Source organism: Streptomyces sp. NPDC050806, from assembly GCF_055586425.1.
This window is the reverse complement of sequence record NZ_JBVJIF010000009.1, coordinates 46,339-72,764: the sequence shown is the minus strand read 5'-3', so window position 1 is coordinate 72,764 and position 26,426 is coordinate 46,339. Positions and strand designations below refer to the sequence as shown.

The following is a 26,426-nucleotide window of genomic DNA, read 5'->3' as shown; positions in this document are numbered from 1 at the left end:
GTGCGGAGTTGGCCGGATGAGGCGCAGGGAGCAAGAGGGGGGAATGGTGATGGCGGGGTTACGCAGCCCCGAAGAGGTACTGGGGGCTGCGGTCCTCCGGGTACGCGCAGCGGACGGCGCCATCGGCGGAGCGGGCTTCCTCGTCGCCCCCGAACTCGCGCTGACCTGCGCCCACGTCGTCTCCGACGCGCTGTCGCTGCCACGTGACGGGGCGCTGCCCGAGGGCGTACGCCTCACGGTGGACCTCCCGCTGGGCGGCGGCGGGAGCGCCGAGGCCGAGGTGGCGCACTGGCTTCCCGGCGCGGCCGACGGCACCGGCGACATCGCCGTACTGCGGCTCCGGTCGGAGATCCCCGGGGCGGGGCCGGTACGGCTGGCGGACGCCGGGAGCGTGTGGGAGCACCCCGTACGGGCGGCCGGCTTCCCGGTGTCCTCGCCGGGCGGGGTCTGGCACCGGGGACGGCTGCTCGGCGGGACCGCCGAGGGCTGGGTGCAGTTCTCCGCTGCCGACGGCGAGTCGGCCCCCGTCCTGGGCGGCTTCAGCGGCAGCCCGGTGTGGGACGAAGAGCTGGGCGCGGTCGTCGGCATGGTGGCGCGTGCCCAGGTCTCCGGCGACCGCCGGCAGAGCTTCCTCCTGCCGACGCACACGATCGCCGAGGCGCTGCCGGACCTCGCCGAGGTGCTGCGCCCCGCGTCACCGTTCCGGGGCCTCGCGGCCTTCCGGGAGGACGACGCCGACGTGTTCTTCGGGCGGGAGGACGAGGCGGCCGAGGTGGCCCGGCTCGTCCGGACCCGCCCCTGCGTGACGATGGTGGGCCCGTCGGGCAGCGGGAAGTCCTCGCTCGCCCTGGCCGGGGTGCTGCCGCTGCTGCGCGCGGACGGTTTCGAAGCCGTCGTGGTACGCCCCGCGGCCGGCCGCTCCCTGCTGACCACCCTCGCGTCCGAGCTGGTGGCGCTGCTCCACCCCGGGCTGCGGGGCACCGACCGGCTCGCCCGCGCCCGCGAACTGGAACCGCTGCTGACCGACCCCGGCGGCCTTGCGGAAACGATCCGACTGGCCCTGGCGGAGTCGGCCGGCGACGCCCGGCGGCTGCTGGTCGTCCTCGACCAGGGCGAGGAGCTGTTCGCCGGCGACGGTCAGGACGCCGGTACCGCGGCCGAGGTGCTGCTGTCCGCCGAACCGCCCGAGGAGCTGCGCGTCCTGGTCACCCTGCGCGCGGACTTCCTGGAAGCGGCGCTGTCCCACCCCGGCGCCGGGCCCGCCCTCGGCCGAACCGTCTACGCGCTCACGCCGATGACCCGCGAGCAGCTGCGCGCGGTGACCGTCCGGCCGGTCGAGGCCGTCGCGGCGGTGACGTACGACCCGGGGCTCGTCGACACCATGCTGGACGACGCGGGCGCCGAACCGGGCGCGCTGCCCCTGCTGGGCTTCGTGCTCGACCGGCTGTGGCAGACCCAGCAACGCGGTCGGCTGCGCTTCGAGGCGTACCAGGAACTGGGCGGCGTGCGGGGCGCCTTGGGACGCCAGGCGGAGAGCATCTGGCGGGAGTGCGTGCCGGAGGCGGACGCGTCGGCTGGGCGACGGCTGCTGACCGGCCTCGTACGGCTGCGCCCCGGCGGCGGAGGACCGTTGCGCAACGTCCTGCCCCGGGCGGAGGCGGGCGAGGAGCAGTGGCGGATCGCCCAGGCGCTCGCGCGCCGTCGCCTGCTCGTCCTGGCGAGCGACACCGAACGGCGGGAGACCGTCGAGCTCGCCCACGAGGCGCTGATCGGCGCCTGGCCCCGGCTCGCGGAACGCGTCGAGGACGACCGCGCGTTCCTGACCTGGCGGGCGGGGATGCGCCGGGACATCGAACGCTGGGAGGCCGCGGGGCAGCGCCCCGACCGGCTGCCGGGCGACGACGAACTCCGGGCCGCCCGTCCCTGGCTGGCCGCTCGGCGGCCGGAACTGACCTCGGCGGAGCTGGACTTCCTCGACCGCGGGCAGCGGCAACAGGAGCGGTCGACGAAGGTCAGACGCGTGGCGTGGGGCGCGGGCGCGCTGGTGATGGTGCTGCTCGCGACGTTCGGTACGGGGTTCGTGGTGCAGTCGAAGGCCAAGGCCGAGCGGGACGCGCAGGCACGCTCCCGCCGGCTGGCCGTCATCTCGGCCGATCTCGTGGAGCGGGATCCGACGCTGGCCGCCAGGGTGGCGATGGCCGCCTACCGGACGGCGCCGACGGAGGAGGCCCGCAACGAACTGCTGCGGCGCTACGACGCGTACGACGGCACGCAATGGGCAGTTTCCGGCACGGAGGGGAAGATCGACGCGGCGGCGACCAGCGCGGACGGCCGGGTCGTGCTCGCCACCACCGAACTGGGGCGGGCCACGCTCTTCGTCCGCAGCGAGGACGGGCGCGTCCGCCGGGCCCACATCGGCGCCGCGCCGTACGTCGTCTACCCGCTGATCAGCCCGGACGGGAAGCGGATCGTCTACACGACGTCCAAGAACTCGCTGGTCTGGCGCGAGGTGCGACCGGACACCGAGGGCCTGTTGGGCCCCGCGCACGTCGTCCCAGGCGGCGACGACCGGCCGAGCGGCGTCAAGGGAGCGGACATCATGCCGAGCCGTCTCGCCGCCATGTCGGAGGACGGCAGGCACGTCGCGGCCGTCACCCGGAGCGGGCGGATCGCGCTGTGGGACATGGAGACCCGCGAGTACCGGCGGCTGCCGGCCAAGACGCCCCGGGCCGCTTCCGTGTCGTTCGCTTCGGGGGGCGACACGCTGGTGATGGACGAGGAAGCCGATTTCGTCGACTTCGACGAGCCGCACCGTGTGCTGGCGGTGGACACCCGTACGGGGAAGGCCCGCAAGCTGGGTGAGGCGAACGGCACCAGCAGCGGCCCAGCCGTGGTGTCGGCCGACGGCTCGACGGCGGTGATGTGCAAGAAGGGCTCCGACGGCGTCGGCGTGTACCGCGCGGTGCGGGTCAGGGACGGCCGGGAGGTCGGCCGTTTCAGCGACACCAACATGTTCGGCTGCGGCCCGATAGCCGTCGACCGTACGGGCCGCCGGATGGCCCTGCCGTATGACGACGTACGGGTGCTGGTCGATGTGCGGAGCGGGAAGCTGCTGTCCGCCACCGGCGGGTTCCCCGAGGACGACGGGGTGACCGATCCGCGGCTGTACGGCGGGCCCGAGGAACCGACACTGGTCACGGTGCAGAACGACCAGGTCGCCGCGCGGACCCTGGACACGCGGCTGAGACCACGGCTCAAGAAACCCGTACTGCTCGGGGACGGACGGCGGCTGGTCGGCCGGGTGGGCACGGAGAAAGAGCAGCGCACCGTCCTCGTCGACACCACCCGGCGGATGCGGGTCCTCGCCAAGAGCCGGCCCTTGACCGGGAAGGACATCGGCAACGACCCGGTGTGGGCGGACGAGGAGGAGGAATTCCCGCTCATGACAGGGGACGGCGGGAAGCTGGTCGCCGAGGCTGTGACGTACGGCCGGATCCTCGTCCGCAGGCTGCCGTCACTCCGCGAGGTGTCGTCGATCAGCCTCCCACTGGCACGGGCCACCGAGCTCGGCGAGCGGGAGCAGCCCCAGTACTACTTCCTCAGCAGCGGCAAGCTGCTGACCCGGGTCGGCAGCCGGGTGGACACGTGGGACCCCCGGACCGGGCGGCGGCTGTCGACGCTCGACATCCGCGACCTGAAGTTCTCCGGTAACGCGCCCCAAGGGTTCGACCCGGAGGAGGACCTGCCCGGCTCCGGCTACCGGGTGAACTCGTACCCCCGGAAGGACCACATACTGGTCAAGGTCGGGGAGGATCCCGACATGCACGTGGTCGACCTCCGCACGGGACGGGAGGTGAAGGAGCTCGGCTTCCGGGTGGGTACGGACGCCATGACGGCTCAGATGGACGCGAAGGGCAGATACGCGGCCGTGTACACCAGCGGTTCGTTCGTCGAAATGTGGTCGGTCCCGCCCGGCGGGAAGGCGTGGCGGATCCTCGGGCCGCTCGGCCCCCTCGCGCAGAACAGCGAGGGCAGCGGATTCCTGACCCTCTTCCTCGGCGGCAGCCGGCGGTACCTCGTCGCCTACGGGGACTCCGTGCGCTTCTACGGGGCGGGCGAGCGGGACTCCACGACCGCGTACGACTTCGGTCAGCCCCGGAAGTTCGAGGAAGTGACCGAGGACGGGAAAACACTGCTGGTGTCGGGGCGCGAGGCCGACGCCGTCGGAGTGGCCGGTCCGCTCCGGCTCGACCTCCGCGTCGTCCACCTCGACCCGGAACGCTGGCGGCGGTCGCTCTGCCGGATCGTCGGTACCCAGGGGTTCGTCGCGGCGGAGCGGAGCACGGTCCCCGCCGACCTCCCCGACCAGGTCTGCACCGACTGAGACACCGGCCGGCGAACGGGAAAGGCCCCGCGAGGATCACCTCGCGGGGCCTTCCGTGCAGGTCGTGCCGGGCTCAGACCGTGGCCCGCGCCTCCGAGCCGTCCGTCGGCTGGTCGCCCTGCTCCGCCGCGTCGGCGGCCTCGGCGGCCTCGGCCGGCTCGGTCGTGGCGCCGACGGGGTCCGTGGACTCCGACGGGTCCAGCTCCATCTCCTCGGCGGCCTCCTGCGCCTCGTTGGCCTCCGTGCCCTCGTCGCGCTGGCCGGGGACGCCGGCGAGCCGGGCCTCCATCCGGATGCGGCGCTCCTCAGCGGCGGCGTACAGGGCGAGCGCGGCGCTGTCGAAGCGGGCCAGGGACGGCGGGTCCGACGGGCCGAGCAGGTGCTCCTTCAGCTCCGTACGGGCCTGGACGAGCGTGTCCCGCTCCGGGTTGCGCACGGTCTCCAGCAGGCCGGCGACGCCGTCCGCCTCGGGCGTGAGGATCGTCGCGGCCCGGACCGTCGGGAAGTTCGTCCGGAACTCGTCCTCGGTCATGCCGGCGGTGTTGGCGACCGCGTACGGCTTCTCGCTGCTCAGGTAGTCGGAGACCACGCTGGAGACGTCGCTGATCAGGACGTCGGCCTGGTTGAAGCAGGCGAAGATCGCCGGGCGGGAGGTGGTGATGATCAGGTGCTCCCACTCCGGGAAGGACGCCCAGTAGGCCTCCTCCCAGGCGGTGGTCGCGGCCGCGACGGCGGCGGCGCGGCCTTCCTCGGGGGCGCCCTGGACGAGCATGCGCTCCAGCTCGTCGGCGCTGCGGCGGAAGCCGGAGGTGGTCAGCGCGGACAGGTCGGCGGCGCGGGCCTCCAGCTCGGCGGCGGCCTCCGGGCCGGGCCGGGCGCCGGAACGCTTGGTGTTGGCCTCGGCGATCATCGCCTGGATGCGGCTGTTGGCGGCGCCGGCGCGCGGGTCGACCGAGCCGGTCATCGGGTGCGGCTTGTAGACCAGCCGGACCTTGTCGTCGGCGAGCAGCTCGCGGACGATGTTCTCGCCGGCCAGGATCACCGAGGTGTTGCCGGGGTTGCCGTCCCAGCCCTCCCAGGTGGGGGCGTACAGCACGGTGGTGTACTCGCCCTTGGGCGCGCCCTCGTACGCCTTGATCGGCGCCAGCTGCGGCCGGCCGACCTCGACGACGTCCTTGTCCTCCACGCCGATGTCGGCGAGCTGGTAGCGGTCGCGCGCGGCGGGACCGGCCACCCACACCTCGTCGTACGCCTTGGCGTAGGGGTTGCAGGAGGAGAGCTTGTCGCTCTCGCCGTGGTTGATGAAGGCGTGCTTGATGGAGGGGATGCGCAGGATCTGCGAGGTCTTGCCGGAGTTCGCCGGGTGCAGCAGCACCTTCAGGGCCGAGTGCTCCAGGCGCATCAGGTTGGCGACCTTGGGGATGCAGACGATCGGGATGTCGGTCGCGTCGATCTTCTGCACCATGAAGCGCTCACGGAGCACGATGATCGGCTTGCCGTCCAGCTCGGCGAGGGTGCTCAGCCACATGTTGGCCTGGTAGGCGGAGGTGGTGCCGCCGGAGAAGTACATGCCCACGGTCGGCTGGTACTCGGCGAGCCAGTTGTCCAGCCACTCCAGGGCGCGCTGCTCGTTCACGGCGCGCTTCTTCGGGAGCAGCCAGGTGGCGAGGTAGATCGTGCCGCCGATGGCGAGGACCAGGGAGACGATCACGCCGATGCCGCCCCACAGGGCGTCCCGGGTGATCGCGGTGGCCATCATGCCGAGCGTGGTCGGCACGGAGAAGCGCAGCAGGCGGCGGCCGGTCTGGCGGGCCAGGAGGCGCGGCGGGGCGTTGGTCAGGCGCAGCGCGGAGGCGTCGACGTTACGGGTGAGGAACGGCAGCGTACGGGTGCGGCGGACCATGACGGCGGCCGCCTGGCACGCGAAGTGCGCCACGTAGAAGACGAGCAGGCCGATCGTGAGGGGCGCCTGCTCCTTGAGCGGGTTGATACCCGGGATGTGCAGCAGCCCGACCAGGATCAGCATGTCCCGGATGAGCTGGCGGACCGTGATGTCCAGCCGGATCTTTCCCAGCAGGGAGAGCAGCCCGGGCTGCTTGTGCTGCAGATAGAGGTCGAGACCGAGGTTCACCACGGAAGCGGCGATGAACAGCGGTACGACGGGCAGCAGGGCACCGACGAGCTGGGCCACGAACGCGATGAGCATCGCGATCAGGGCCACGAGCTTGGGGGCTCGTCGGTTGGCGAATCCGGCGGAAGGCACGGGCGGGGCTCCTGGCGGCAAGTCGGTCAGGTGGGGGGCCGGTGGGGCGGCCGAGTCCCGGACATGGGGCGCCTTGGGGGCGGCGCACGGGACAGGTCGACAACCGACCGTATGACTTTGCGTGCCCCGGTGACAATCTGCTGTGGCTCGCATCACCGCGAATCAGGACGATTCGCTCGGAACCAAGGAGCGCCCTTTTCCGTCTTGCGTAGGTTGCCCGTACGCATGATCGCAGGCTTCCGCGGCGTGGGGCACGCGCCGTCCGGCTGACGATATGGGCAGGCGGGCGATGGGCCGTCTGCCGTAGATTTCGCCCGTACGGGCGTTCATGTCCGTACACCGCACGGCATCCATATGCCGTAAGGGGCCCGCACCCGAATGCGGGCACCGTCCGTATACGGGCGCCGTCCGTGTGCGGGCACGGACGGACAGCGAGACAGGGGTAATGGTGACAGGCGCAGGGCAGGCGGCAGGCGCACGGCAGGACGTGACGGAGGCCCGGCGGATCGTGGTGAAGGTCGGCTCGTCGTCGCTGACCACCGCGGCCGGCGGACTGGACGCGGACCGGGTGGACGCGCTCGTCGACGTGCTCGCCAAGCACCAGGACAAGGAGATAGTGCTGGTCTCCTCCGGTGCGATCGCGGCCGGCCTCGCCCCACTGGGCCTGGAGAAGCGGCCCCGCGACCTGGCCCGGCAGCAGGCCGCCGCCAGCGTCGGCCAGGGCCTGCTGGTCGCCCGGTACACGGCCTCCTTCGCGCGCTACGGCCGCCGCGTCGGGCAGGTCCTGCTGACCTCCGACGACACCAGCCGCCGCACCCACTACCGGAACGCCTACCGCACCCTCGACCAGCTGCTGGCCATGGGCGCCGTCCCGATCGTCAACGAGAACGACACGGTCGCCACCGACGAGATCCGGTTCGGCGACAACGACCGGCTGGCGGCCCTCGTCGCCCACCTGGTCCGGGCCGACCTGCTGGTCCTGCTCTCGGACGTCGACGGCCTGTACGACGGCGACCCCTCGACCCCCGGTACGTCCCGGATAGCGCAGGTCAGCGGGCCCGAGGACCTGGCGGGCATCTCCATCGGCAGCGCCGGCAAGGCGGGCGTCGGCACCGGCGGCATGGTCACCAAGGTCGAGGCGGCCCGGATCGCCGCCGCGGCCGGCATCCCGGTCGTCCTCACCTCCGCCGTGCACGCCTCCGAGGCGCTGGCCGGCGGCTCGACCGGCACCCACTTCCTGCGCACCGGGCGGCGCTCCGCCGACCGGCTGCTCTGGCTGGCCCACGCCTCGACCCCGCGCGGCGCGCTGACCTTGGACGACGGGGCCGTGGCGGCGATCGTCGAGCGGCACTCCTCGCTGCTGCCGGCCGGCATCGCGGCGGTCGAGGGGAGCTTCAGCGCGGGCGAGCCGGTCGAGCTGCGGAACGCGGCGGGGGAGCCCGTCGCACGCGGGCTCGTCAATTTCGACGCCCGCGAGATCCCCCGTCTGATCGGCAGGTCCACGCACGACCTCGCACGCGAGCTGGGCCCCGCGTACGAGCGCGAGGTCGTGCACCGTGACGACTTGGTCGTACTGCACCACTGACGGCCGTCACGAGAGGGAAACAGCACAGGAAAGGAGCCCCCCGAGCGGCCGAAAGACCAGCCTTTCAACGGAGACCTTCTCGAAAACGCCCCCGCGACGGGCCGCGGGCTGGTCAACTTTGTTGCGGGGACGCCGAAGGGGAGCGGCGCTTCCGGCGCAGTACCAGCGCGCTACGCCGATGTGAGACAGCACCGATCGGCTCCGCACGCGCGAGCGGAGCGACACGCAAACAGGAGGCCGCCGGTGAGACGAGGGCGCCCAGGGGCGCTGCCCCGAGGGACGGCGGAGCGGACGCTGACCAGCGTGGGGACCAGCACCCGGACCGGTGAGGAGACCATCGGCCCGGAGCGTGACGAACGTGCGCAGCCCGGCGGAAGGCTCAAGGAGGCACCGCTCCCACGGGAGCGGGAGGCCTCCCGGCTCTGGCACGTCACCCTCAGCGTCTCCGGTGCGGAAGCACCGCTGAAGGAGGTCCGGCGGGCTCTGGAGCAGCTGGCCCACGACCATCCCTTTCTGCTGACCAGCAGGTACGCCAACGACCACGCGGAGATCCGCTACTGGGAGGAGGCCCGGGACCTGCACGACGCGGCGGCGGTGGCCCTGCGGCTGTGGGGCGAGCACCGCTCCTCGGCGAAGCTGCCGCCCTGGGAGATCGTCGGGCTGGAGGTCATCGACCGCGAGACCTATCACCAACGCATCGCCGAGGGGTACGGCCCGCCACCGGCATCGCCGGTGGGAGTGCATCCGTACTGACGTGCTGACCGGGGCCCACACGTGTGCAGACGTGTGGGCCGCGCCCACGGGGGCGGCTGTCGGCGGGCGTACGTAGGCGGCGCGGGGCACGCGTCTACGTATGCGGCGAAGCTCACGTCTACGGGACGCTGAAGCTCACGTCTACGGGACGGCGCAGACCGCGCTTCTGCACGGGCGGCCGCGCAGGGCGTCCCGGAGTGCCGACCGGGGCGTCCCGCAGTGTGAAATACGGCATGGCCGGGGCCCGTGCCCCGGTTAGGCTGCGGGCCATGACCAGCGCATCCGACGCCGCCCAGTCCTCGCCCGTCCTCGACACCGCCCGCCGCGCCAGGGAGGCGGCCGCCGTGCTCGCCCCGCTGCCGCGCACGGCACGGGACGGCGCGCTGCTGGCCGTCGCCGACGCGCTGGTGGCCAGGACCGAGGAGATCGTCGCCGCCAACGAGGAGGACATCGCCAAGGCGCGGGCCGCCGGCACCAGCGACGCCATCGTGGACCGGCTCACGCTCACCCCGGAGCGGATCGCCGCCATCGCCGCCGACGTGCGGCACGTCGTCGCGCTGCCCGACCCGGTCGGCGAGGTCGTCCGCGGCTCGACCCTCCCGAACGGCCTGGACCTGCGCCAGGTCCGCGTCCCGCTCGGCGTCGTCGGCATCATCTACGAGGCCCGCCCGAACGTCACGGTGGACGCCGCCGCGCTCTGCCTGAAGTCCGGCAACGCCGTCCTGCTGCGCGGCTCGTCCTCCGCGTACTCCTCGAACACCGCCCTCGTGGCCGTGCTGCGCGACGCCGTGGAGTCGGCCGGGCTGCCCGCCGACGCCGTCCAGCTGGTGCCGGGCCAGAGCCGGGAGTCGGTGAAGGAGCTGATGCGCGCCCGCGGCCTGGTCGACGTGCTGATCCCGCGCGGCGGCGCCTCGCTCATCCGTACGGTCGTGGAGGAGTCCACCGTCCCGGTTATCGAGACCGGCACCGGCAACTGCCACGTGTACGTCGACAAGGACGCCGACATCGAGACGGCGCTCAAGATCCTCATCAACAGCAAGGCGCAGCGCCCGAGTGTCTGCAACGCCGCCGAGACCGTCCTCGTGCACGCCGGCATCGCGGACGCCTTCCTGCCGCGCGCGCTGGCCGCGCTCACGGAGGCGGGCGTGATGGTGCACGGCGACGAGACCTGGCAGAAGGCCGGGCCCGGGATGGTCGCGCCGGCCACCGACGAGGACTGGGCCACGGAGTACCTCTCGTACGACATCGCCGCCGCCGTGGTGCCCGACCTGGACGCCGCCGTCGCGCACATCCGGCGCTGGTCCTCCGGCCACACGGAGGCCGTCGTCACCACCTCGCAGGCCGCGGCCCGCCGCTTCACCCAGCTGGTGGACTCCACGACGGTCGCGGTCAACGCCTCGACCCGCTTCACCGACGGCAGCCAGTTCGGCTTCGGCGCCGAGATCGGCATCTCCACGCAGAAGCTGCACGCCCGCGGCCCGATGGGCCTGCCGGAGCTGACCTCGACCAAGTACATCGTCACCGGCGACGGCCACGTACGGGACTGACGCCCCTTCGGGAACGGCGGTACTCCCCGGGAACGGGTGTCTCCTCCGGAGTGCCGGCGGGAGCGGCCGGGAGCGCCCGCGGCTCGGCACGCCGCGGAGCGCTCCGGTCGGGGGCCCGCGTGACGCCCAGGCCGGAGGCCCTGTTCCGGCCCGTTTCCCGGCCGGTTTCCGCCCCGATCTCCCTGATCGAGGCGAATTCCCTTTCTCCCTGCCCAAATTGACCGTCCGCGGCTAATCTGGACGGGTGCCGGACGACGTGGGGGCCGGGCCGTTCCCGGACGGCGGCGAGCCCGACGAGCACCATCAGGGGAACCACGGAGAGGCGGACGCGCGCTCGTCCCGCGGGGACGAGGGTGACGAGTTCGCCGCCGTGGTCTTCGACGAGGAGTTCGTCCGGTCCGCCCTCATTCACGAGCCGACCGCGGTCGAGCGGATGGTCGCCGCCGCGCAGGCCCGCGCCGAGACCGAGGCCGGCCGGGGGCGCCCGCTTCCGGCCGGTGACCCGGCCGGCGGCCAGGAGGGCCGAGAAAGCCCTGGAGGGCCCGCAGGGGCGCCGGACGGACAGCGGAGCGGGGAATTCCTCCCGTACAGCCCCTACGGCCCGTACGGCGGCGCTCTTCGGCCGTACCGCGGCACGGCCCGCTGGCACCGCCCCATCGCCTGGGCGCTCGCCGTCCTGATGGGCATCGGCATGGTCGTCCTCGCCTTCACGGCCGTCTACCGCGGCGCGTCCGGCCGCACCCAGACCCCGGCCCCGCCGCCCGCGACCACCGGCGTCGACGGCAGACCGCCCACCGCGCACATCGGACAGGCGCCCGCCTCCAGCGCCGAACGGGGCGGCCCGGCCCCGCCCGTCGTACTGCCCTCGGCCTCCGCCGACTCCGGCCCGCCGTCGGCGTCCGCCGTGCCGCGCGTGCCCTGACCGGCCGCTCCCTTTCGCGCTGTCCGCGCGCCCTGCCTGACCTGCACGGGGAAGTTGGCGCGCACCTGGGCGTTTACCTCGGCCGCCGCCGACCTACTCTTGTTGTATGACCGGGCCAGGTGACCCTCCCGAAGGGACCCCAGAGGGAGCCCCGGGCGGAGGGGAGGACGAGTACCGATCCGTCGTGTTCGACGAATCGTTTGTACGCGCTGCGCGCTTGCAGGAGTTCTCCGCCCAGGAGCGGATGGTGGACCACGCACACGCGGTGCGCAGCCGCCATGCCTGGTCGCGTTTCGGCGGCTCCCGGCAGGCGCTGATCCTCGTCCTGCTGATAGCGCTGGCCTTCGGTACCGCGATCTACATGGGTGTCCGCCATCCGTACCGCGCGCCGAACCCCAGCCCCGCACCGCCGCTGCGCAGCACGGTCATTCCGCTCGCGCCCGTGGGCACGGTGCCCGGCGGGCGCCCCGGTGACCTGTACGGCCGCAGTCCGGCGGCCGGCTTCCGGACCGGCGCCGAGGGCGTCAACCTTCCCGTGGTGCGGCGCACCGGCGAGTTCTCCGAGAACCAGGTCATGACCGCGCTGACCACCGCGAAGGAGTACGTCGTACGGTCCTCGCTGGACCCGGACACGCTGGCCGGCGGGCCCGCGCGGGGCGTGCGGCTGCTGCTGGACACCTCGCAGCTCGACCAGTTCGACCGGAGCCTGGAGCGGCCGTCCGGCGACGGGCGGCACGCCGCGACCGGCTGGCTGGTGCGCTTCGACCCCTCGCGGGTCCGGCTCGCCGATCCGCGCGTACGGGTCGAGGGCACCCTCGCGGCCGAGCCGGCAGCGGGCGGCAACGCCCTGGAGGTCACCGCCGACTACACCTTCGTCTACGCGGTACGGCCGGCCGGCGACCGGGCCGGCGCCGGCGGGCCCGGGGGCACGGCACCGGCCGCTTCGGGCACGGCGACGGCGCCGTCCGGTTCGGGACGGGCGGCACCGGCCGCCGACGCGCGGCCCGCGGGGGACGCGAAGCCGGGTGACGGCACGGCACACGCCCTCGCGCAGCGGCGGGCCGACGGCGCGTCACTCTTCACCGTCCGCCGCGAGCTGCACTTCCGCTTCGACCGCGACGACCTGCGCGACCGCCGGCTGGAGGTCCAGTCGAGCTACCTCCAGGCGGGGCCGATGTCCTGCAACTCCGGCCCGGAGAGCGCGCTGCGGCCGCTGCTCGCGGGCGAACGGGCCGGGACCGGCCGCCCACAGGGCACCGACCCCTACGCCCACGGCAGCACCAACGCCTCGCTCTGCGGCGTCATGGCCCCGTCCGCGGAACCCAGCCCGCTGAACTAGCCGGATCGGGCCGGGACCGGCCGGACCGGGACGGTGGCGGGGCGGCCCCCGGGGCCCCGGGCAGCCGGCAGGCTCCCGGTCCTACTTGTCGGACGGGGCGTCAGGGCCGTCGGTCCCCTGGCGGCCCGAGCCCCCGCTCCGGCCGCTGCCGAACACCGTGTCACGCAGCTTGCCGCCCAGGTCGCCCGCGCCGCCCGCGATGTCCCGTACCAGGCCCATCAGCGGGTCCTTGCTGTGGCGCACCGAGTCGGCGTAGTGCGTAGCGGACTCCTTGAAGGAGTCGGACACCGAGGTGTCCTTGTCCTCGTCGCGGCGCGGGTAGTGCCCGTCCATGATGCGCTGGTGGTCCCGCGACGCGGCCCACTTCTTGAGCTCGGCGGCGCGCACGGTGGTGAACGGGTGGCTGCGCGGCAGCACGTTCAGGATCTTCAGCACGGAGTCGCGCAGGTCGCCGCCGCGCTCGTACTCCTCCGCCTGGGCGAGGAAGGAGTCGACGTTCATCTCGTGGAGGTGGTTGCCGCCCGCGAGCTTCATCAGGCCGCGCATCGAGGCCTGGAGGTCCTGGCCGACCAGCAGGCCCGCCCGGTCCGCCGACAGCTCGGACTTGCGGAACCACTCGCGCAGCCCGGTCACTATCGCCATGATCGCGACATTGCCCAGCGGGATCCACGCGACCTTCAGGGCCAGGTTCGTCAGGAAGAGCAGTATCGTCCGGTACACCGCGTGCCCGGACAGCGCGTGCCCGACCTCGTGGCCGACGACCGCGCGCATCTCCTCCTCGTCGAGCAGCTCGACGAGCCCCGTGGTCAGCACGATCACCGGCTCGTCCAGGCCGATGCACATGGCGTTGGGCTGCGGGTCCTGATTGACGTACATCGGCGGGACCTTCTCCAGGTCCAGGATGTAACAGGCGTCCCGCAGCATGTCGTTGAGGTGCGTGAACTGCTGGTCGCTGACCCGCACCGAATCCGAGAGATACATCAGCCGCAGGCTGCGCTCGGGCAGCAGGCCGCTGAGTGCCTTGAAGACGGTGTCGAACCCGCTCAGCTTGCGCAGGGCCACCAGAGCGGACCGGTCCGCAGGGTGCTCGTACGCCCGGGAGGAGATCCCCGGGAACCGCCTGCGGTCCCTGCTCGGTACGCGTTCGCTGCCGTTCGGGCCATCCGTCATTGGGGCCTCCCCCTGAATTCGACTGCGTGATTTCAGAGTAGAGGACGCCACTGACAGCGCTTTGGATGCCCGGCGTACGCTGGCGGAGGAACGAATCGCCGCAGATGCCCGCAAGGGACGGCCCGTGCGTGCGGATGCCCGGGGGCCGCCACGCGTGCGCGCCGCGGCGGAGGACGGCCGGACGACCGGCCCGGGTCCGTGCCGCGCACGAGCCCGCACAGACCCCCCACAAAGGAGCGCGACCCCCATGGTGGACCCGAGCGTGCTGCTCGCCGCACAGACCTCCAACGCCGACGGACCGGGCTGGATCCTGCGTTCCGTGATCATCGTCGGCGTGCTCGGCGCGGTCTTCCTGGCCTGGTTCCTGCTGCGCGGCTACGGCGGCGACCAGGAGTGAGGCGCGCCCGAGACGCCGGGCGAGCCGCCCGGTGCGCCGGGTAAGGCCCTCTGACGAGGGCGGATGGCGCGGGCGGACGATGAGGGTGGAAACCACCGGAAAGGTCCCCTCGTGGGCCGTTCCGGCGGAGTCGGCGTGAGGCCCGGGCCGGCCCACGCTTACGATGTGAGCGAAGTCCCTGCCCGCATCAGCCCGGATTGGTTCTGCCGACGATGAGCCTGCACCCCACCGCACACTCCGTCCTGGTCGCCCTCGCCGAGGGCGGCGAGCACGGCGGCAACCACAACAGCCTCAACCCCCTGATCACCGGTGGCGGCGCCCTCGTCGTGCTGCTGCTCCTGCTGTGGATCACCACGCGCTTCAACCGGGACCGCTGAGGCAGGGACCCGTATCCCTCGGCGAGCGGCGCCCAGTAGGGTCTGCACGCATGGGAGAGCAGACAGGGCCCGTGAAGCGGCGGCTCGGAGTGATGGGCGGGACTTTCGACCCGATCCACCATGGTCACCTGGTCGCCGCCAGCGAGGTGGCCAGCCAGTTCCACCTCGATGAGGTCATCTTCGTACCGACGGGGCAGCCGTGGCAGAAGAGCCACAAGGCGGTGTCCCCGGCCGAGGACCGGTATTTGATGACGGTCATCGCGACCGCGTCCAACCCCCAGTTCTCCGTCAGCCGTATCGACATCGACCGCGGCGGCAAGACGTACACGATCGACACCCTCCGGGATCTGCGCACCGAGCACACGGACGCTGATCTCTTCTTCATCACCGGCGCCGACGCGCTCGGCCAGATCCTGACCTGGCGGGACGCGGAGGAGCTGTTCTCGCTCGCGCACTTCATCGGGGTGACCAGGCCCGGCCACGTGCTGGCCGACCCCGGCCTGCCCGAGGGCGGGGTCTCCCTGGTCGAGGTGCCGGCCCTGGCCATCTCCTCGACCGACTGCCGGGCGCGCGTCGCCCAGGGTGAGCCGGTCTGGTACCTGGTGCCGGACGGCGTGGTGCGCTACATCGACAAGCGCCGTCTCTACCGGGACGACCGCGACGACGACCGCTGACGACGACCGCCGACGGGGCCGACGGAAAGAGGGCACCGGTGAACGACCGACAGGATCCGTACGCGCCACGGGACCCGTACGCCCAGGACCCCTACGAAGGGGGTCAGGAACAGCAGAACGGGCCCGGGTACGCCTACGACGCCTATGGGCAGCCGGTGTACCAGGAGGCGCCGAGCCAGTACGACCCCTATGGCACGCCGTACGGGCACCAGCAGGGCCAGGGGTACGAGCAGCCGTACGGCGGCCGGGCCCAGGGATACGGCCAGGGCGGCTACGAGCAGGGGCACGGCCAGGGCTACGACCCGTACGGCGGCTACCAGCAGCCCGTACAGCAGGCCCAGCAGCAGAGCTGGGTGCCGCAGCAGCCGCAGTACGGGCAGCAGGAGTACGTCCAGCCGCAGCCCCACGAAGCGCAGCCCTCGTACGAGCCGCAGGCCCCGTACGAGGCACCGGCTCCGTACGAGGCGCAGGCCCCGTCCGGCGGCCGGCCCGCGCACGACGCGGCCCCTTCGGGCCCGGCGCAGGCCCGGTCGGCCGGCGCCGGCAGCCGCGGTGACGGCACGGACCGCCCGTCCGGTGAGGAGTACCGCACCGAGCAGTTCTCCTTCATCGAGGAGCAGGACGAGGACTCCGAAGACGTCATCGACTGGCTGAAGTTCACCGAGAGCCGCACCGAACGGCGCGAGGAGGCCAAGCGCCGCGGCCGCAGCCGCATCATCGCGCTGACCGTCGTCCTCGTCCTGCTGGCCGCGGGCGGCGTCGGCTACCTGTGGTGGGCCGGCAAGCTCCCGGGCCTGGGCGGCGCCGCCACCGGGGACGCGGCCGCCGCCGCGGGCCAGAAGCGTGACGTGCTGCTGGTCCACCTCCGGCAGACCGGCAGCGAGGAGAGCTCGACTGCGCTGCTCGTCGAGAACGAGACCACGCACAAGGGCACGACCGTCCTGCTCCCCAACAGCCTCGCGATCACCGGGGACGACGGCCAGGCCACCACCCTCGGCAAGTCCGTGCAGGACGCCGGCACCGAGCCGACGCGCGACTCCCTGAACACGCTGCTGGGCGCCGACATCAAGGCGAGCTGGCGGCTGGACACGCCGTACCTGGAGAACCTCGTCGAGACGGTCGGCGGCATCACCGTGGACGCCGACGCCACCGTGCCCGGCGCCAAGAAGGGCGACGACCCGCTGGTCAAGGCGGGCAGGGGGCGCGTCATGAACGGCCAGGCGGCCGTCGCGTACGCCACCTACCGGGGCCCCGGCGAGCTGCAGACCAAGCAGCTGGCGCGCTTCGGGCAGGTGATGCAGGCCACCCTGAAGCGGATGTCCAGCGACGCGGACGGTGCGACCGCCACCGTGAAGGCCCTCATGCAGGTCCTGGACCCGCCGCTCACCGTGGGCCAGCTCGGCAGCTCCCTCGCGCAGCGCGCCGAGCTCGCCAAGACCGGCGCGTACCGGACGACCGTGCTGCCCGTGCAGCAGGACGGCACGCTCAGCGCGGGGACCGCCTCCGACGTGGTCAAGGACGTCCTGGGCGGCAAGGTGAAGAAGACCGACCCGAGCGCGACCGCCAGGGTCGGCGTCCGGAACGCCTCGGGCAGCCAGAAGGCGGTCGGACAGGCACAGGCCGCGCTGGTCAACGGCGGGTACTCCTTCGTGGACGGCGGCACCGCAGCGGGCTCCCTGTCGGCGTCCCGGGTGACGTACGCGGACGAGGCGTACAAGCCGCGCGCCGAGGAGGTCGCGAAGACGCTGGGCCTGCCGGCGGGCGCGGTGAGGAAGGGCAAGGTCGCCTCGAACGCCGACATCACGGTGCTGCTGGGGAGCGACTACAAGGGGTGAGCGACGCGGGGCGGGGGCCGGCCACGACAGCGGCCCCCGCGCCCGCCGCGCTTCTCCCCTTCACGGCCTGACCAGCAGCGATTCCCGCTTGTCCACAAGCTCGCCGGGGTTTCAGCGGTCCGTGAGACCCTTGAGGGGTACTTGACCGCTGACTCGGCTGCGGTCGGCGGGCCTTCCCGCGGACGGGGCCGGGCAGCATCGCCACCGACCCGGAAGTTTGGCTTGTGACCGCCACGGACCGCTCCATCGAGCTCATCAACGCCGCCGCGCAGGCGGCCGCCGACAAGCTCGCGCACGACATCATCGCGTACGACGTCAGCGACGTCCTCTCGATCACCGACGCCTTCCTGCTGGCCTCGGCGCCCAACGACCGCCAGGTCAAGTCGATCGTCGACGAGATCGAGGAGCGGCTGAACAAGGACCTGGGCGCCAAGCCGGTGCGCCGCGAGGGCGACCGCGAGGCCCGCTGGGTGCTCCTGGACTACGTCGACATCGTCGTCCACGTCCAGCACAGCGAGGAGCGCGTGTTCTACGCCCTGGAGCGGCTGTGGAAGGACTGCCCCGAGCTGGAGCTGCCCGAGGACGCCAAGGCGACCCGCGGCAAGGCTGCGGAGCACGCCGAGGAGACCGCCGCCGAGCAGGACGGAGAGCTGCGCTGAACGGCACGAAGGGGGGCCGTGGCCGCAAGATCGTCCTGTGGCGGCACGGCCAGACGGCATGGAACCTGGAGCGGCGCTTCCAGGGCACCACGGACATCGAGCTCACCGAGGCGGGCGTCGAGCAGGCCCGCCGCGCCGCTCGGCTGCTCGCCGCGCTGAAGCCGGACGCGATCATCGCTTCCGACCTCAAGCGGGCGCGGCGCACGGCCGCTGAGCTGTCGGAGGTCACGCGTCTTGACGTGACGCACGACGAGGCGCTGCGCGAGACGTACGCGGGCGCCTGGCAGGGCCTGACGCACGAAGAGATCATGGCCGCGTACGGCGAGCAGTACGCCGCCTGGAAGCGCGGCGAGCCGGTGCGCCGTGGTGGCGGCGAGCTGGAGACCGAGGTCGCGGACCGCGCGGCGCCGCTCGTGCGGCTGGCGGCAGACAAGCTGCCCGACGACGGCACTCTGGTCGTGGTGAGCCACGGCGGCACGATCCGTACGACGATCGGCCGGCTGCTGGGCCTGGAGCCGCACCACTGGGAGGGCCTGGGCGGCCTGTCGAACTGCTGCTGGTCCGTCCTGGGCGAGGGCGCGCGCGGCTGGCGCCTGCTGGAGCACAACGCCGGCACCCTTCCCGAGCCGGTGCTCGGCGACGACGACTGACGCCCGGCGGACCGGTCGGCGGTGGCTCTCCGGGGGCCGTCCGGCGGCCGGCCGGACCCGGATTTCACATCTGGGCAGGTCGCAGGCTAAAGTTCTTCTTGTTCGCGGCGCCGCCGGGGAAAACCCCGAAGGAGCGGAACAAGACCCGGGGCTATAGCTCAGTTGGTAGAGCGCCTGCATGGCATGCAGGAGGTCAGGAGTTCAATTCTCCTTAGCTCCACAACCCGGATGATCCCGCCCTCTGGCGGAGACGGAGAGCGATTCTCCGCCTCGCCAGGAGGCGGGATCACTGCTGTTTCCGGGCTTTGAGGGCGCGTTCCTCGCCGTGCGCGCCGTAGTGAGCGCCCGCGCGATGGCCTGTGCGTAACTGCGCGGCGACAGCGGGAAGCCCGTCCGAACCGGCGAGGCTGCGGGCCTGACCTGGTCGGCGGTCCGTGGCAGAATCGGACGGCGCCGGCAGGGGAGGAGAGAACGCGATGCCCACGAGCATCATCGAGGAGGTCCGTGACCTGCTCGGCGTTGCCACCTCCGCGCTGCAATGCCCTTCCTGCGGCTCGCCGCACGTGGCGCAGATGCTGGGCGACAACGGTGGGATCTCGTTCGTCTGCACGGCCTGCGGCCACAGCTGGAGCTGACTGATGGGGGCACACAGCCGGAAGTGCGACTGGTGCGCCAGCGGTACGCCCATCGTGCGTGACATGGAGCCGCCGAACCCCGACTTCCAGTACTGGTGCGAGGAATGCGCCCGGGCACTGGTCATCAAGGGCGACCCCATCGAGACCTACCGTGAGCTGGACGGCGAGCCCATCTACGGCCGCCTGCTCGACGAGCACTGCACGCTGAAGCGGTTCTACTCCTTCGCCACCGCCTGAGGCACACCCGCGAGTTCGGCTCCCGAGGCCCTGTCGCCCGAGGCCTCTTTCCCGGCGCATTTCCCGGCGCACCACCGCGCTCGCAGCGCCTCCGCCATCCTTGCATGACCGTTTCTCCACAACTTCGGCGCATAACAAGCGCCCTGAGATATTTTCAGCTCCGACGCCACGGACCGGACCGGTCCGCTCCTCTATGTGCCTACTGGCGACGATTGGCCGGAAAATTCACGTTGAGGGTGGAACTCCGGCCGTACCGTGAGGCGTTGTAAGTCTCAGAACTGCCGCCGCGGAACGGCCGGCGGCAAGGGGGAAGCGACGGGGGTCGCAAGTGACCGACACAGTTGTGGGGGCCGCACCGCAGACGGGGACCATCGCGGAGCGGGACGACGGACGGGCGACGGCGGCGGGACTCACGCCATTCGTCGACGCATTGCGCGTGCCGCCCGTCATCAAACCGGGCCGCGCGGAAGCCCTGCGCGGCATCACCATCGAGCAGAAGACCAGCTGGGTGCGGCTGCACTCCCAGCTCCCGCCCACCAAGGTGTGGGCGTACGAGGGGCATTATCCGGGCCCGACCATCGACATCCGCCGCGGCCGGCGGCTCCGGGTGTCCTGGACGAACCGCCTCACGGGCGCCTTCCCGGTGACCGCTGTGGAGGTGGCGGCGACGCCGGAGGTGCCCGCGCCGCTGGACGAGCCGGGGCGCGGCGGGACCGCCCCGGTGCCCGGCGTGGCCGAACTCCCGGCGTGGGTCGTCACGCACCTGCACGGCGCGGTGACCGGCGGCGGCAACGACGGCTGGTCGGAGAACGCCGTATCGCCCGGAGACGCCCAGCTCTCCGAGTATCCGAACGACCACCGGGCGACGACCTGGTGGTACCACGACCACGCCATGGACATCACCCGCTGGAACGTCTTCTCCGGCCTGGCGGGCATGTACCTCCTGCGGGACGACGAGGAGGACGCGCTGCACCTCCCGTCCGGCGAGCGCGAGATCCCGCTCGTGATCCAGGACCGCAACCTCGACACGGACGAGGAAGGACGGCTGACCGGCAGGCTGCTCCACAAGACCCTGATCGTCGGCAAGGACAACCAGGGCAAGAACATCACCATCCCGTTCTCGGGCCCCTACACGCTGGTGAACGGCACGATCTGGCCTCACCTGGACGTCGATGCACGCTGGTACCGCTTCCGGCTGCTCAACGCCTCCAACGCCCGGACGTACGCCCTCCAGCTGATCGATGAGGAGACGGGCCGTCCGGTCACCGGCGCGGTGCACCAGATCGGTTCGGACGGCGGGCTGCTGCCGCGCCCGCTGCCGGTGGACGGGACGCTGTCGGTGGCCTCCGCCGAGCGGATGGACCTGCTGATCGACTTCGGCCGGTTGCGCGGCCGGCGGCTGCGGCTGGTCAACGCCGCGCCGGGCGTGAAGTACCCCCAGGTGATGCAGTTCCGGGTCGGTTCGAAGAAGGTGACCGATTCCTTCGTGCTGCCCGCGGTGATCTCGCCGACCTTCGAGCGGATCACTCACGGCAACGCCCCGAAGCACGAGCACCGCCTGATAGCCCTCACCCCGCCGGGCCCGATCGGCAACGGCCACCCGGAGATGTGGGAGATGCACGAGGTCGACCCCGGCCACGTGACCATCCCGTCCGAGGGGATCATCCAGATCAAGGGGCCCGACGGCACGACGCGTACGTACCAGCGCGGCGCCCGTATGTTCGACGACGCCCTCGGCTTCATGGTCCGGTACGACGACTGGGAGCAGTGGAGCTTCCTGAACCTGGGCGGCGCCGGTACGCACCCGATGCACATCCACCTGATCGACTTCCAGGTGCTCGGCCGCGACCGGTATCCGGCGGTGCCGGACAGCCCGTACGACAACGCGCTGGGAGGCACGCGCAGCCCGCTGGAGTACGGGGGCCAGATCCCGGTGGCCCCGGGCGATCAGGGCTGGAAGGACGTCATACAGGTGCCGCCGGGGCAGATGGTGAACGTGATCGGCCGCTTCCACGGCGCCAAGGGCCGCTTCATGTACCACTGCCATCTGCTGGAACACGAGGACATGGGGATGATGCGCCCGTTCGTGGTGATGCCTCCGGAAGTGCTGGCGTTCCATCACCACCAACCGGGTGGGGGGCACGACCACGGGGAGCACTGACCCGGGGCGCGCCGGTCCGGCGCAGGAGGACGGCGGTCAGCAGCAGAAGCGTGACACCCGCGATCGGGTAGACGCCCGAGAGCAGCATCTGGCCGCCGTTCTGGTGCAGTTCCGCGTGGGAGTGGGGCCGGTGCGGCACCCACCACAGAGCGAAGGAGGCGAAGAGCAGCCCGAGTACCCCGGTCGCGGCCCAGAGCCGGCGGCCCGCCCGGGTGGCCCGGCCGCCGCGGCGCACGGCCTCGGTGCCGAGCAGGATCAGCATCGGTACGGCCCATACCCAGTGGTGCGACCAGGAGACCGGACTGACCAGCAGCGCGGTGGTGGCGCAGACCACGGCCGCCCAGGCGCGCTCTCCCCGCAGCAGGGCGGTGGTGGCGAGCGTCAGCCCCGCGATCGCCGCCACGGCCGCCGCGGCCGGCCACCACAGGCCGGTGTCGGGGGTGTGCAGCAGTCGGGCGAGGACGCCGCGCAGCGACTGATTCGCGGTGATCTCCACATCGCCCGGCCGGTCGGAGGCGAAGACGATCTCGGTCCAGAAGCGGGCCGAGTCGCGGGGGAGGGCCAGGGCGGAGAGGAGGACGGTGCCGAGGAAGGCCAGGATCGCGACGCAGGCCTGACGCAGCCAGGGGTTCCAGGTGCCGCGCAGCCCGTGGCCGGGGCGGTGCAGCTGACGGGCGCGCAGCAGTCCGGCCAGCGCGAGCCACACGGCGAAGAGGGCCGGCGTGAGCTTGATCCCGGCCGCGATGCCGATGCCGATGCCTGCCCAGCGGCTGGTGTCCCGGCGGGTGACGTCCCAGAGCACGAGCACGGCGAGGAGGAGGTTGATCTGCCCGTAGCGCAGCGTGGTCCACACGGGCTCGCACCACACCAGCAGCGCGGAGAGCGCGAGCGTCAGGGCCGCCTGCCGGGTGCGCGGGGCGCGGGCCTCGGGGGCGGCCGAGGGCAGGCCGGTCAGCCGCAGGGTGAGGTGCACCACGGCGACCAGGAGCAGGAGGTTGCCGAGGGTGGCGAGCGTGCGCATCTCCGGTACGCCGAGGACGGTCAGCGGCATGAAGAGCAGGGCGGCGAAGGGCGGATAGGTGTTGGGCAGCCGCGCGGAGGTGGCGAGCATGTCGTAGAGGTCGCCGCCGGTGCGGGCGGTCCAGCCCTCGGCGCGGTAGACCATCAGGTCCAGCATGGTCACGCCGGCCAGCCGCTGGACGATCCAGAAGACCGTGAAGGAGAGCGCACAGGCGAGGGCGGCAGCCAGGACGCGGCGGTGCGCGCCCGGGTGAGAGGACGGGCCGCGGAGTCCGGCGGACTGGTCGAGCTTCGGCGCGGTCACGTTCCAGGCCCCCGGTTTCTTTCGAGCACTGACGATCGACAGTACCTCTGCCGACCGCCTCGCCGGGTGCGGTGCGGGTGCCGTGCGGGGGCCCGCGTCGGTCCTCAGGAGGCTCGGCGGAGCGGTGCCGGAAAGGGCCGGGGAAAGCGATTTGGCAAAGGCCCGGGGCAGCCGTGTAATGTAGTCGATGTCGCCGCGAGGGAAACCCCGCGAAGACCACAACAGAACACGGGGCTATAGCTCAGTTGGTAGAGCGCCTGCATGGCATGCAGGAGGTCAGGAGTTCAATTCTCCTTAGCTCCACAGTGATCAGAGCGGGCCGTCCGAAGAGGACGGCCCGCTCTGTCGTGCATGCGGAATTCCTCGTACGCCGTGGCCGCCCGCCCGCCCGCACTCGCCCGGCCGTGGTGGCGAGCCCCTGCCCCCACCCCCTGCCCCCTGTCGGCCCGGCTGTGCCGCGCGTCACGCGCGGTGCGCCGCTGCCGGCGGTCACGGCTTCTCCAGGCGGAGCGCCAGGGCCGGGCAGCGGCGTACGGCGCGCTGGGCGCGGGCCCGCAGCGCTCCGGGGAGCACGTCGTCGGAGAGCACGGGGAAACCGTCCCGGTCGAGCCGTACGGCCTCGGGGAGCAGCCCGGCGCACAGCCCGTGCCCCTCGCACAGCGTCCAGTCCACCGCCAGCCGCTCCCCGGCGGCCTCCCGGGCCCCGGCTCCCTCTCCCGCGCCGTCCGCCGCACCGGCGGCCCCCTCGGGCGGCAACGGGAGCAGCTCGGCGGTGGGCCGGCCGCAGCCGTCGCCCAGGACGTGCGCGGCGAGGTCGTCGGGGAAGGCGGCGAGCGCCGACAGGACGAACCGGGCCGCGCCGTCGGGGTGTTTGCAGGCGCCCCGCCCCCGTACGCCGCGCGCCGCCGCCCGTACCGCCTCCAGGGCCGGCTGCCCGCCGCCGCTCAGCGCTTCCGCGAGGACGTCGGCCAGGGAGGGCAGGCCCAGTCGGCACGGCCCGCACTGCCCCGCCGACTCCGCCGCCAGCCACCGCGCGATCCGCAGTGCCTCGCCGAGCGGGCATGTCCGCGCGGACAGCGGCAGTACCGCGCCCGCGCCCAGCGCACCGCCGCGCGCCGCGAGCGCCTCCCGGGAGAGCGGCGTCCCGTACGCCGTGGCGGGGTCCAGCCAGGCCCCGTGGTACCCGCCGATCAGCACGCCGGGCGGCGCCGGATCCGCCCCGCAGGCCTGCAGGACGTACGGCAGCGGCACGCCGCTGGGGGCCTCGACCACCACGGGCGTGGGGACGGCGCCGGAGACCGTGAGCAGGATCGTGCCCGGCTCGCCGGGCAGGCCGGTGCCGGCGTAGCGGTCGGGGCCGAGGCGGGCGGCGACGGCGAGTTGGGCGAAGGTCTCGGCGTTCGACAGCAGCGTCGGGGCGCCGCCGAGCCCGGACTCGGCGGCCCGCGCCCGGCGGCCCGGGGGCACCGGCGGCCCGCCCTCGGCGGCCCTGATCAGCGCGGACGCCTCCCCGGAGACCAGGCGTTCGGGCGAGCGCACGACCTGCGCGCGCAGCGCACGCCCGCGCCGTTTGCGCGCCAGTCCACGTTCCGCGAGGGCTTCCCGTACGGAGTTCTCGGCGGTCGCCTTCGTGACGCCGACGACGACCAGGCGGGCGCCGAGCGCCGTGGCGGCCAGCAGCGCCCCGTCCAGGACGAGGTGCGGCGCACGGCACAGCAGCACGGTGTCCTTGCGGCAGGCGGGCTCGCCCTCGCAGCCATTGACCACGACGACGGGACGCACCCCGCGGCGGGCCGCCGCCTCGGCGACCGCCGTCAGCTTCCGCGCGAGCGGGAAGCCGGCGCCGCCCCGGCCGCGCAACGCCACGGCGTCGGCGACGGCGGCCAGCTGGTCACCGGTCAGTACGGGCGGCGAGCCGTGGAGGAGCAGGTGCTGCTTACGGTTCAGCCGCTCCGTGTCGTCGAACCCGGCGCACAATCGTGGCAGCCCGAGTACCTGCACGCCGGGCACATCGGGCAGCGGCCCGCCGGCCGCATACGGGACCAGCGTGGCGACGGTCACGTGGTCCGGCCGTTCGGAGCGTGCGGGACGGAAGCGCCTTCGGGGACCACGGGCTGCACGAGGGTGGGCGGTCCGGCCCACTCGGAGCCGTGGGGCGCGGCCCCGAGACCGGCGTACGGGAGACGCTCCGCGTGCACCTCGCCCGGGGCGAGGTCGCTGTCCGGGAGGCCGTCGTCGTACGGCGCGTACGGTGCGGAGACGTACGGCAGCCTCTGCGTGGGGGCGTCGGCCAAGGCCCACGAGGGGACCGCTTGCGCTGCGTCTACGGGGACAGCGCTCGCGCCGTGCTCGAAGCCCGGCGCTGCCGCCTCCTGGGAGGCCGTGTGCGCCTCGGGGGCGGAGTGCGTCTGCCTACGTCCCGCCGCCCTGCGTCCGGTCCGTCGCCTGCCCGGCTTCCGGGAGCGCAGCGGCAAGGAGAACGGCAGATCCCGCCGCAACGTGAGGTACGGGAACTGCGCGCACGGGGTGAACAGCAGGCGCGCCAGCAGCGCGCCCAGGACCGCGGTGAGACACAGCACGTACCCCGCCGTGACCCAGCCGGCGGGCGCACGGCCGGACTTGAGCCCGTGCACGAGAGCCAGGCACCACGCGGCGTACGCGCTGGTGTGCAGGGCCCGCCAGCGCCCGGAGGTCCGCCCGCGCCCGGCGAACGCGCTGCGCAGCGCGCCGGTCGCGGCGGCCAGCACCATGAGCAGCCCGGCCAGCGTGCCGAACCCGATCAGCGGTGCGGTGCCGGGTGCGACGGGCCCGGCGAGCACCACGGAGGCGAAGGGCAGGAACGCGTCCAGGAAGCGGGCGTGCGCCTCGGCCACCTTGACGGCGATGTGCAGCACCAGGAAGCCGAGCGAGGCGGTGGCGAGCGCCCTGTGGATGCCCTGCGCGAGGAGTCTGGTGCGCGGATCCAAGACCGTACGGCCGGTCGAGAGCAGGCCCCAGACCACGGCGGAGGTCAGCGAGACGAGCGTGAGCACTCCGGCGGTCTGGTCGAAGAACGTGCGGAAGGCGGGTGCTGCGGCGAGGAGCGGGAGGGCCAGCAGGGCGCCGGCCCCGAGGGTGAGCGCGGGGCGCGGCTTCCGGAGGCGCTGGGGGAGGGGTGCGCGGGGGAGGCGGGGACGGCGGGGGCGGGCCGCTCGGCGCGCCGTCCGGCCCGATAAGAGTGGCATGCCCGGCAAGCTAGGGGCCGTCGCGCGGGCGTAGCGGCGGCTTGCCGTATCCCGCCCGTACGGCACGACCCGCTGCTAACGTCGGTCCGTTCGCGCCCCGCACACCCGCTCGGCCGTTCCTCGTCCCACGTGAACACTACTGTCTGTGCAGGACAGTTGGTAATTGCTCCGTGGTCATTTCTTGTCCGTCCTTGGACGCTTCTTGGCCATCTCATGCCCCTGGCGTGAACAGATCATCGAAAGAGTGACGCAGCGCGTGCGAGTGGCCGCCCTCGCGTGCACCGCGCGCC

19 protein-coding genes, 2 tRNA genes and 1 pseudogene are annotated in these 26,426 nt (G+C 72.8%); 17 read left to right on the top strand and 5 right to left on the bottom strand.

Annotation, left to right across the window (positions count from 1 at the left end; all coding sequences use genetic code 11):
• Nucleotides 1–49: 49 nt before the first annotated feature.
• Nucleotides 50–4,384 (top strand): nSTAND1 domain-containing NTPase, encoded by a 4,335-nt coding sequence (locus ACZ6WH_RS27615; RefSeq protein WP_469731488.1) that lies wholly within the window; start codon nucleotides 50–52, stop codon nucleotides 4,382–4,384.
• Between the two features lie 73 nt (nucleotides 4,385–4,457).
• On the opposite strand, the gene ACZ6WH_RS27610 is transcribed toward ACZ6WH_RS27615, so the two are convergent.
• Entirely contained in the window at nucleotides 4,458–6,647 is a 2,190-nt protein-coding gene (locus tag ACZ6WH_RS27610) for a hypothetical protein (RefSeq protein ID WP_469731486.1), read from the bottom strand.
• Between the two features lie 508 nt (nucleotides 6,648–7,155).
• Here ACZ6WH_RS27610 and proB point away from each other — a divergent pair.
• The 5 genes from proB (at nucleotide 7,156) to ACZ6WH_RS27585 (ending at nucleotide 12,793) form a co-directional block, all read left to right on the top strand.
• Nucleotides 7,156–8,232: a glutamate 5-kinase gene (gene proB / locus ACZ6WH_RS27605; RefSeq protein WP_469731952.1), complete on the top strand. Its 1,077-nt coding sequence runs from the start codon at nucleotides 7,156–7,158 to the stop codon at nucleotides 8,230–8,232.
• A 243-nt stretch (nucleotides 8,233–8,475) separates the two neighbouring features.
• Entirely contained in the window at nucleotides 8,476–8,985 is a 510-nt protein-coding gene (locus ACZ6WH_RS27600) for a hypothetical protein (RefSeq protein ID WP_361557602.1), read from the top strand.
• A 269-nt stretch (nucleotides 8,986–9,254) separates the two neighbouring features.
• The gene (locus tag ACZ6WH_RS27595; protein WP_432854302.1) at nucleotides 9,255–10,532 is read left to right on the top strand and encodes a glutamate-5-semialdehyde dehydrogenase; all 1,278 of its coding nucleotides are present in this window, start codon (nucleotides 9,255–9,257) and stop codon (nucleotides 10,530–10,532) included.
• 244 nt (nucleotides 10,533–10,776) lie between these two features.
• Nucleotides 10,777–11,454, top strand: a complete 678-nt coding sequence (locus tag ACZ6WH_RS27590; RefSeq protein WP_469731483.1) for an SCO2584 family spore wall biosynthesis protein — start codon at nucleotides 10,777–10,779, stop codon at nucleotides 11,452–11,454.
• Between the two features lie 106 nt (nucleotides 11,455–11,560).
• A complete protein-coding gene (locus ACZ6WH_RS27585) occupies nucleotides 11,561–12,793 on the top strand; it encodes an SCO2583 family membrane protein (protein WP_469731481.1) in 1,233 nt (410 codons plus the stop codon).
• An 81-nt stretch (nucleotides 12,794–12,874) separates the two neighbouring features.
• On the opposite strand, the gene ACZ6WH_RS27580 is transcribed toward ACZ6WH_RS27585, so the two are convergent.
• Nucleotides 12,875–13,963, bottom strand: coding sequence for a M48 family metallopeptidase (locus ACZ6WH_RS27580; protein ID WP_432854293.1), 1,089 nt, complete (start codon nucleotides 13,961–13,963; stop codon nucleotides 12,875–12,877).
• A gap of 247 nt (nucleotides 13,964–14,210) precedes the next feature.
• Here ACZ6WH_RS27580 and ACZ6WH_RS27575 point away from each other — a divergent pair, with 247 nt between their 5' ends.
• The 10 genes and pseudogenes from ACZ6WH_RS27575 to phsA form a co-directional block, all read left to right on the top strand.
• Nucleotides 14,211–14,360 carry a hypothetical protein gene (locus tag ACZ6WH_RS27575; protein WP_399711586.1) on the top strand — a complete coding sequence of 50 codons (150 nt, stop codon included), beginning with the start codon at nucleotides 14,211–14,213 and terminating at the stop codon, nucleotides 14,358–14,360.
• A gap of 212 nt (nucleotides 14,361–14,572) precedes the next feature.
• Entirely contained in the window at nucleotides 14,573–14,737 is a 165-nt protein-coding gene (locus ACZ6WH_RS27570; RefSeq protein ID WP_432854287.1) for a hypothetical protein, read from the top strand.
• Between the two features lie 50 nt (nucleotides 14,738–14,787).
• Complete coding sequence (nadD, locus tag ACZ6WH_RS27565) at nucleotides 14,788–15,411, top strand: nicotinate-nucleotide adenylyltransferase (RefSeq protein ID WP_361557582.1); 624 nt, start codon at nucleotides 14,788–14,790, stop codon at nucleotides 15,409–15,411.
• 38 nt (nucleotides 15,412–15,449) lie between these two features.
• Nucleotides 15,450–17,246: an LCP family protein gene (locus ACZ6WH_RS27560; protein ID WP_469731478.1), complete on the top strand. Its 1,797-nt coding sequence runs from the start codon at nucleotides 15,450–15,452 to the stop codon at nucleotides 17,244–17,246.
• 224 nt (nucleotides 17,247–17,470) lie between these two features.
• Entirely contained in the window at nucleotides 17,471–17,905 is a 435-nt protein-coding gene (rsfS, locus tag ACZ6WH_RS27555) for a ribosome silencing factor (protein ID WP_361557576.1), read from the top strand.
• Nucleotides 17,902–18,555 (top strand): histidine phosphatase family protein, encoded by a 654-nt coding sequence (locus ACZ6WH_RS27550; protein WP_361557772.1) that lies wholly within the window; start codon nucleotides 17,902–17,904, stop codon nucleotides 18,553–18,555. The genes rsfS and ACZ6WH_RS27550 overlap by 4 nt, the downstream gene beginning before the upstream one ends.
• Before the next feature lie 147 nt (nucleotides 18,556–18,702).
• Nucleotides 18,703–18,775 (top strand) — tRNA-Ala (locus ACZ6WH_RS27545).
• A gap of 256 nt (nucleotides 18,776–19,031) precedes the next feature.
• On the top strand, nucleotides 19,032–19,190 hold the full coding sequence (locus ACZ6WH_RS27540) for a hypothetical protein (protein ID WP_103834116.1): 159 nt from the start codon (nucleotides 19,032–19,034) through the stop codon (nucleotides 19,188–19,190).
• Between the two features lie 3 nt (nucleotides 19,191–19,193).
• Complete coding sequence (locus ACZ6WH_RS27535; RefSeq protein ID WP_361557572.1) at nucleotides 19,194–19,427, top strand: hypothetical protein; 234 nt, start codon at nucleotides 19,194–19,196, stop codon at nucleotides 19,425–19,427.
• 328 nt (nucleotides 19,428–19,755) lie between these two features.
• Nucleotides 19,756–21,492: pseudogene (gene phsA, locus ACZ6WH_RS27530) on the top strand (O-aminophenol oxidase PhsA); the annotation flags it as partial.
• Here the strand turns inward: phsA and ACZ6WH_RS27525 are convergent.
• The gene (locus tag ACZ6WH_RS27525; protein ID WP_469731475.1) at nucleotides 21,458–22,912 is read right to left on the bottom strand and encodes a glycosyltransferase 87 family protein; all 1,455 of its coding nucleotides are present in this window, start codon (nucleotides 22,910–22,912) and stop codon (nucleotides 21,458–21,460) included. The pseudogene phsA and the gene ACZ6WH_RS27525 sit on opposite strands and share 35 nt — an antisense overlap.
• A gap of 230 nt (nucleotides 22,913–23,142) precedes the next feature.
• On the opposite strand from ACZ6WH_RS27525, the gene ACZ6WH_RS27520 reads away from it, so the two are divergent.
• Nucleotides 23,143–23,215 (top strand) — tRNA-Ala (locus tag ACZ6WH_RS27520).
• A gap of 186 nt (nucleotides 23,216–23,401) precedes the next feature.
• Here the strand turns inward: ACZ6WH_RS27520 and ACZ6WH_RS27515 are convergent.
• Complete coding sequence (locus ACZ6WH_RS27515) at nucleotides 23,402–24,973, bottom strand: NADH-ubiquinone oxidoreductase-F iron-sulfur binding region domain-containing protein (protein WP_469731473.1); 1,572 nt, start codon at nucleotides 24,971–24,973, stop codon at nucleotides 23,402–23,404.
• On the bottom strand, nucleotides 24,970–26,136 hold the full coding sequence (locus ACZ6WH_RS27510; protein WP_469731471.1) for a hypothetical protein: 1,167 nt from the start codon (nucleotides 26,134–26,136) through the stop codon (nucleotides 24,970–24,972). Before ACZ6WH_RS27510 ends, ACZ6WH_RS27515 begins: the two co-directional genes overlap by 4 nt.
• Nucleotides 26,137–26,426: the final 290 nt, after the last annotated feature.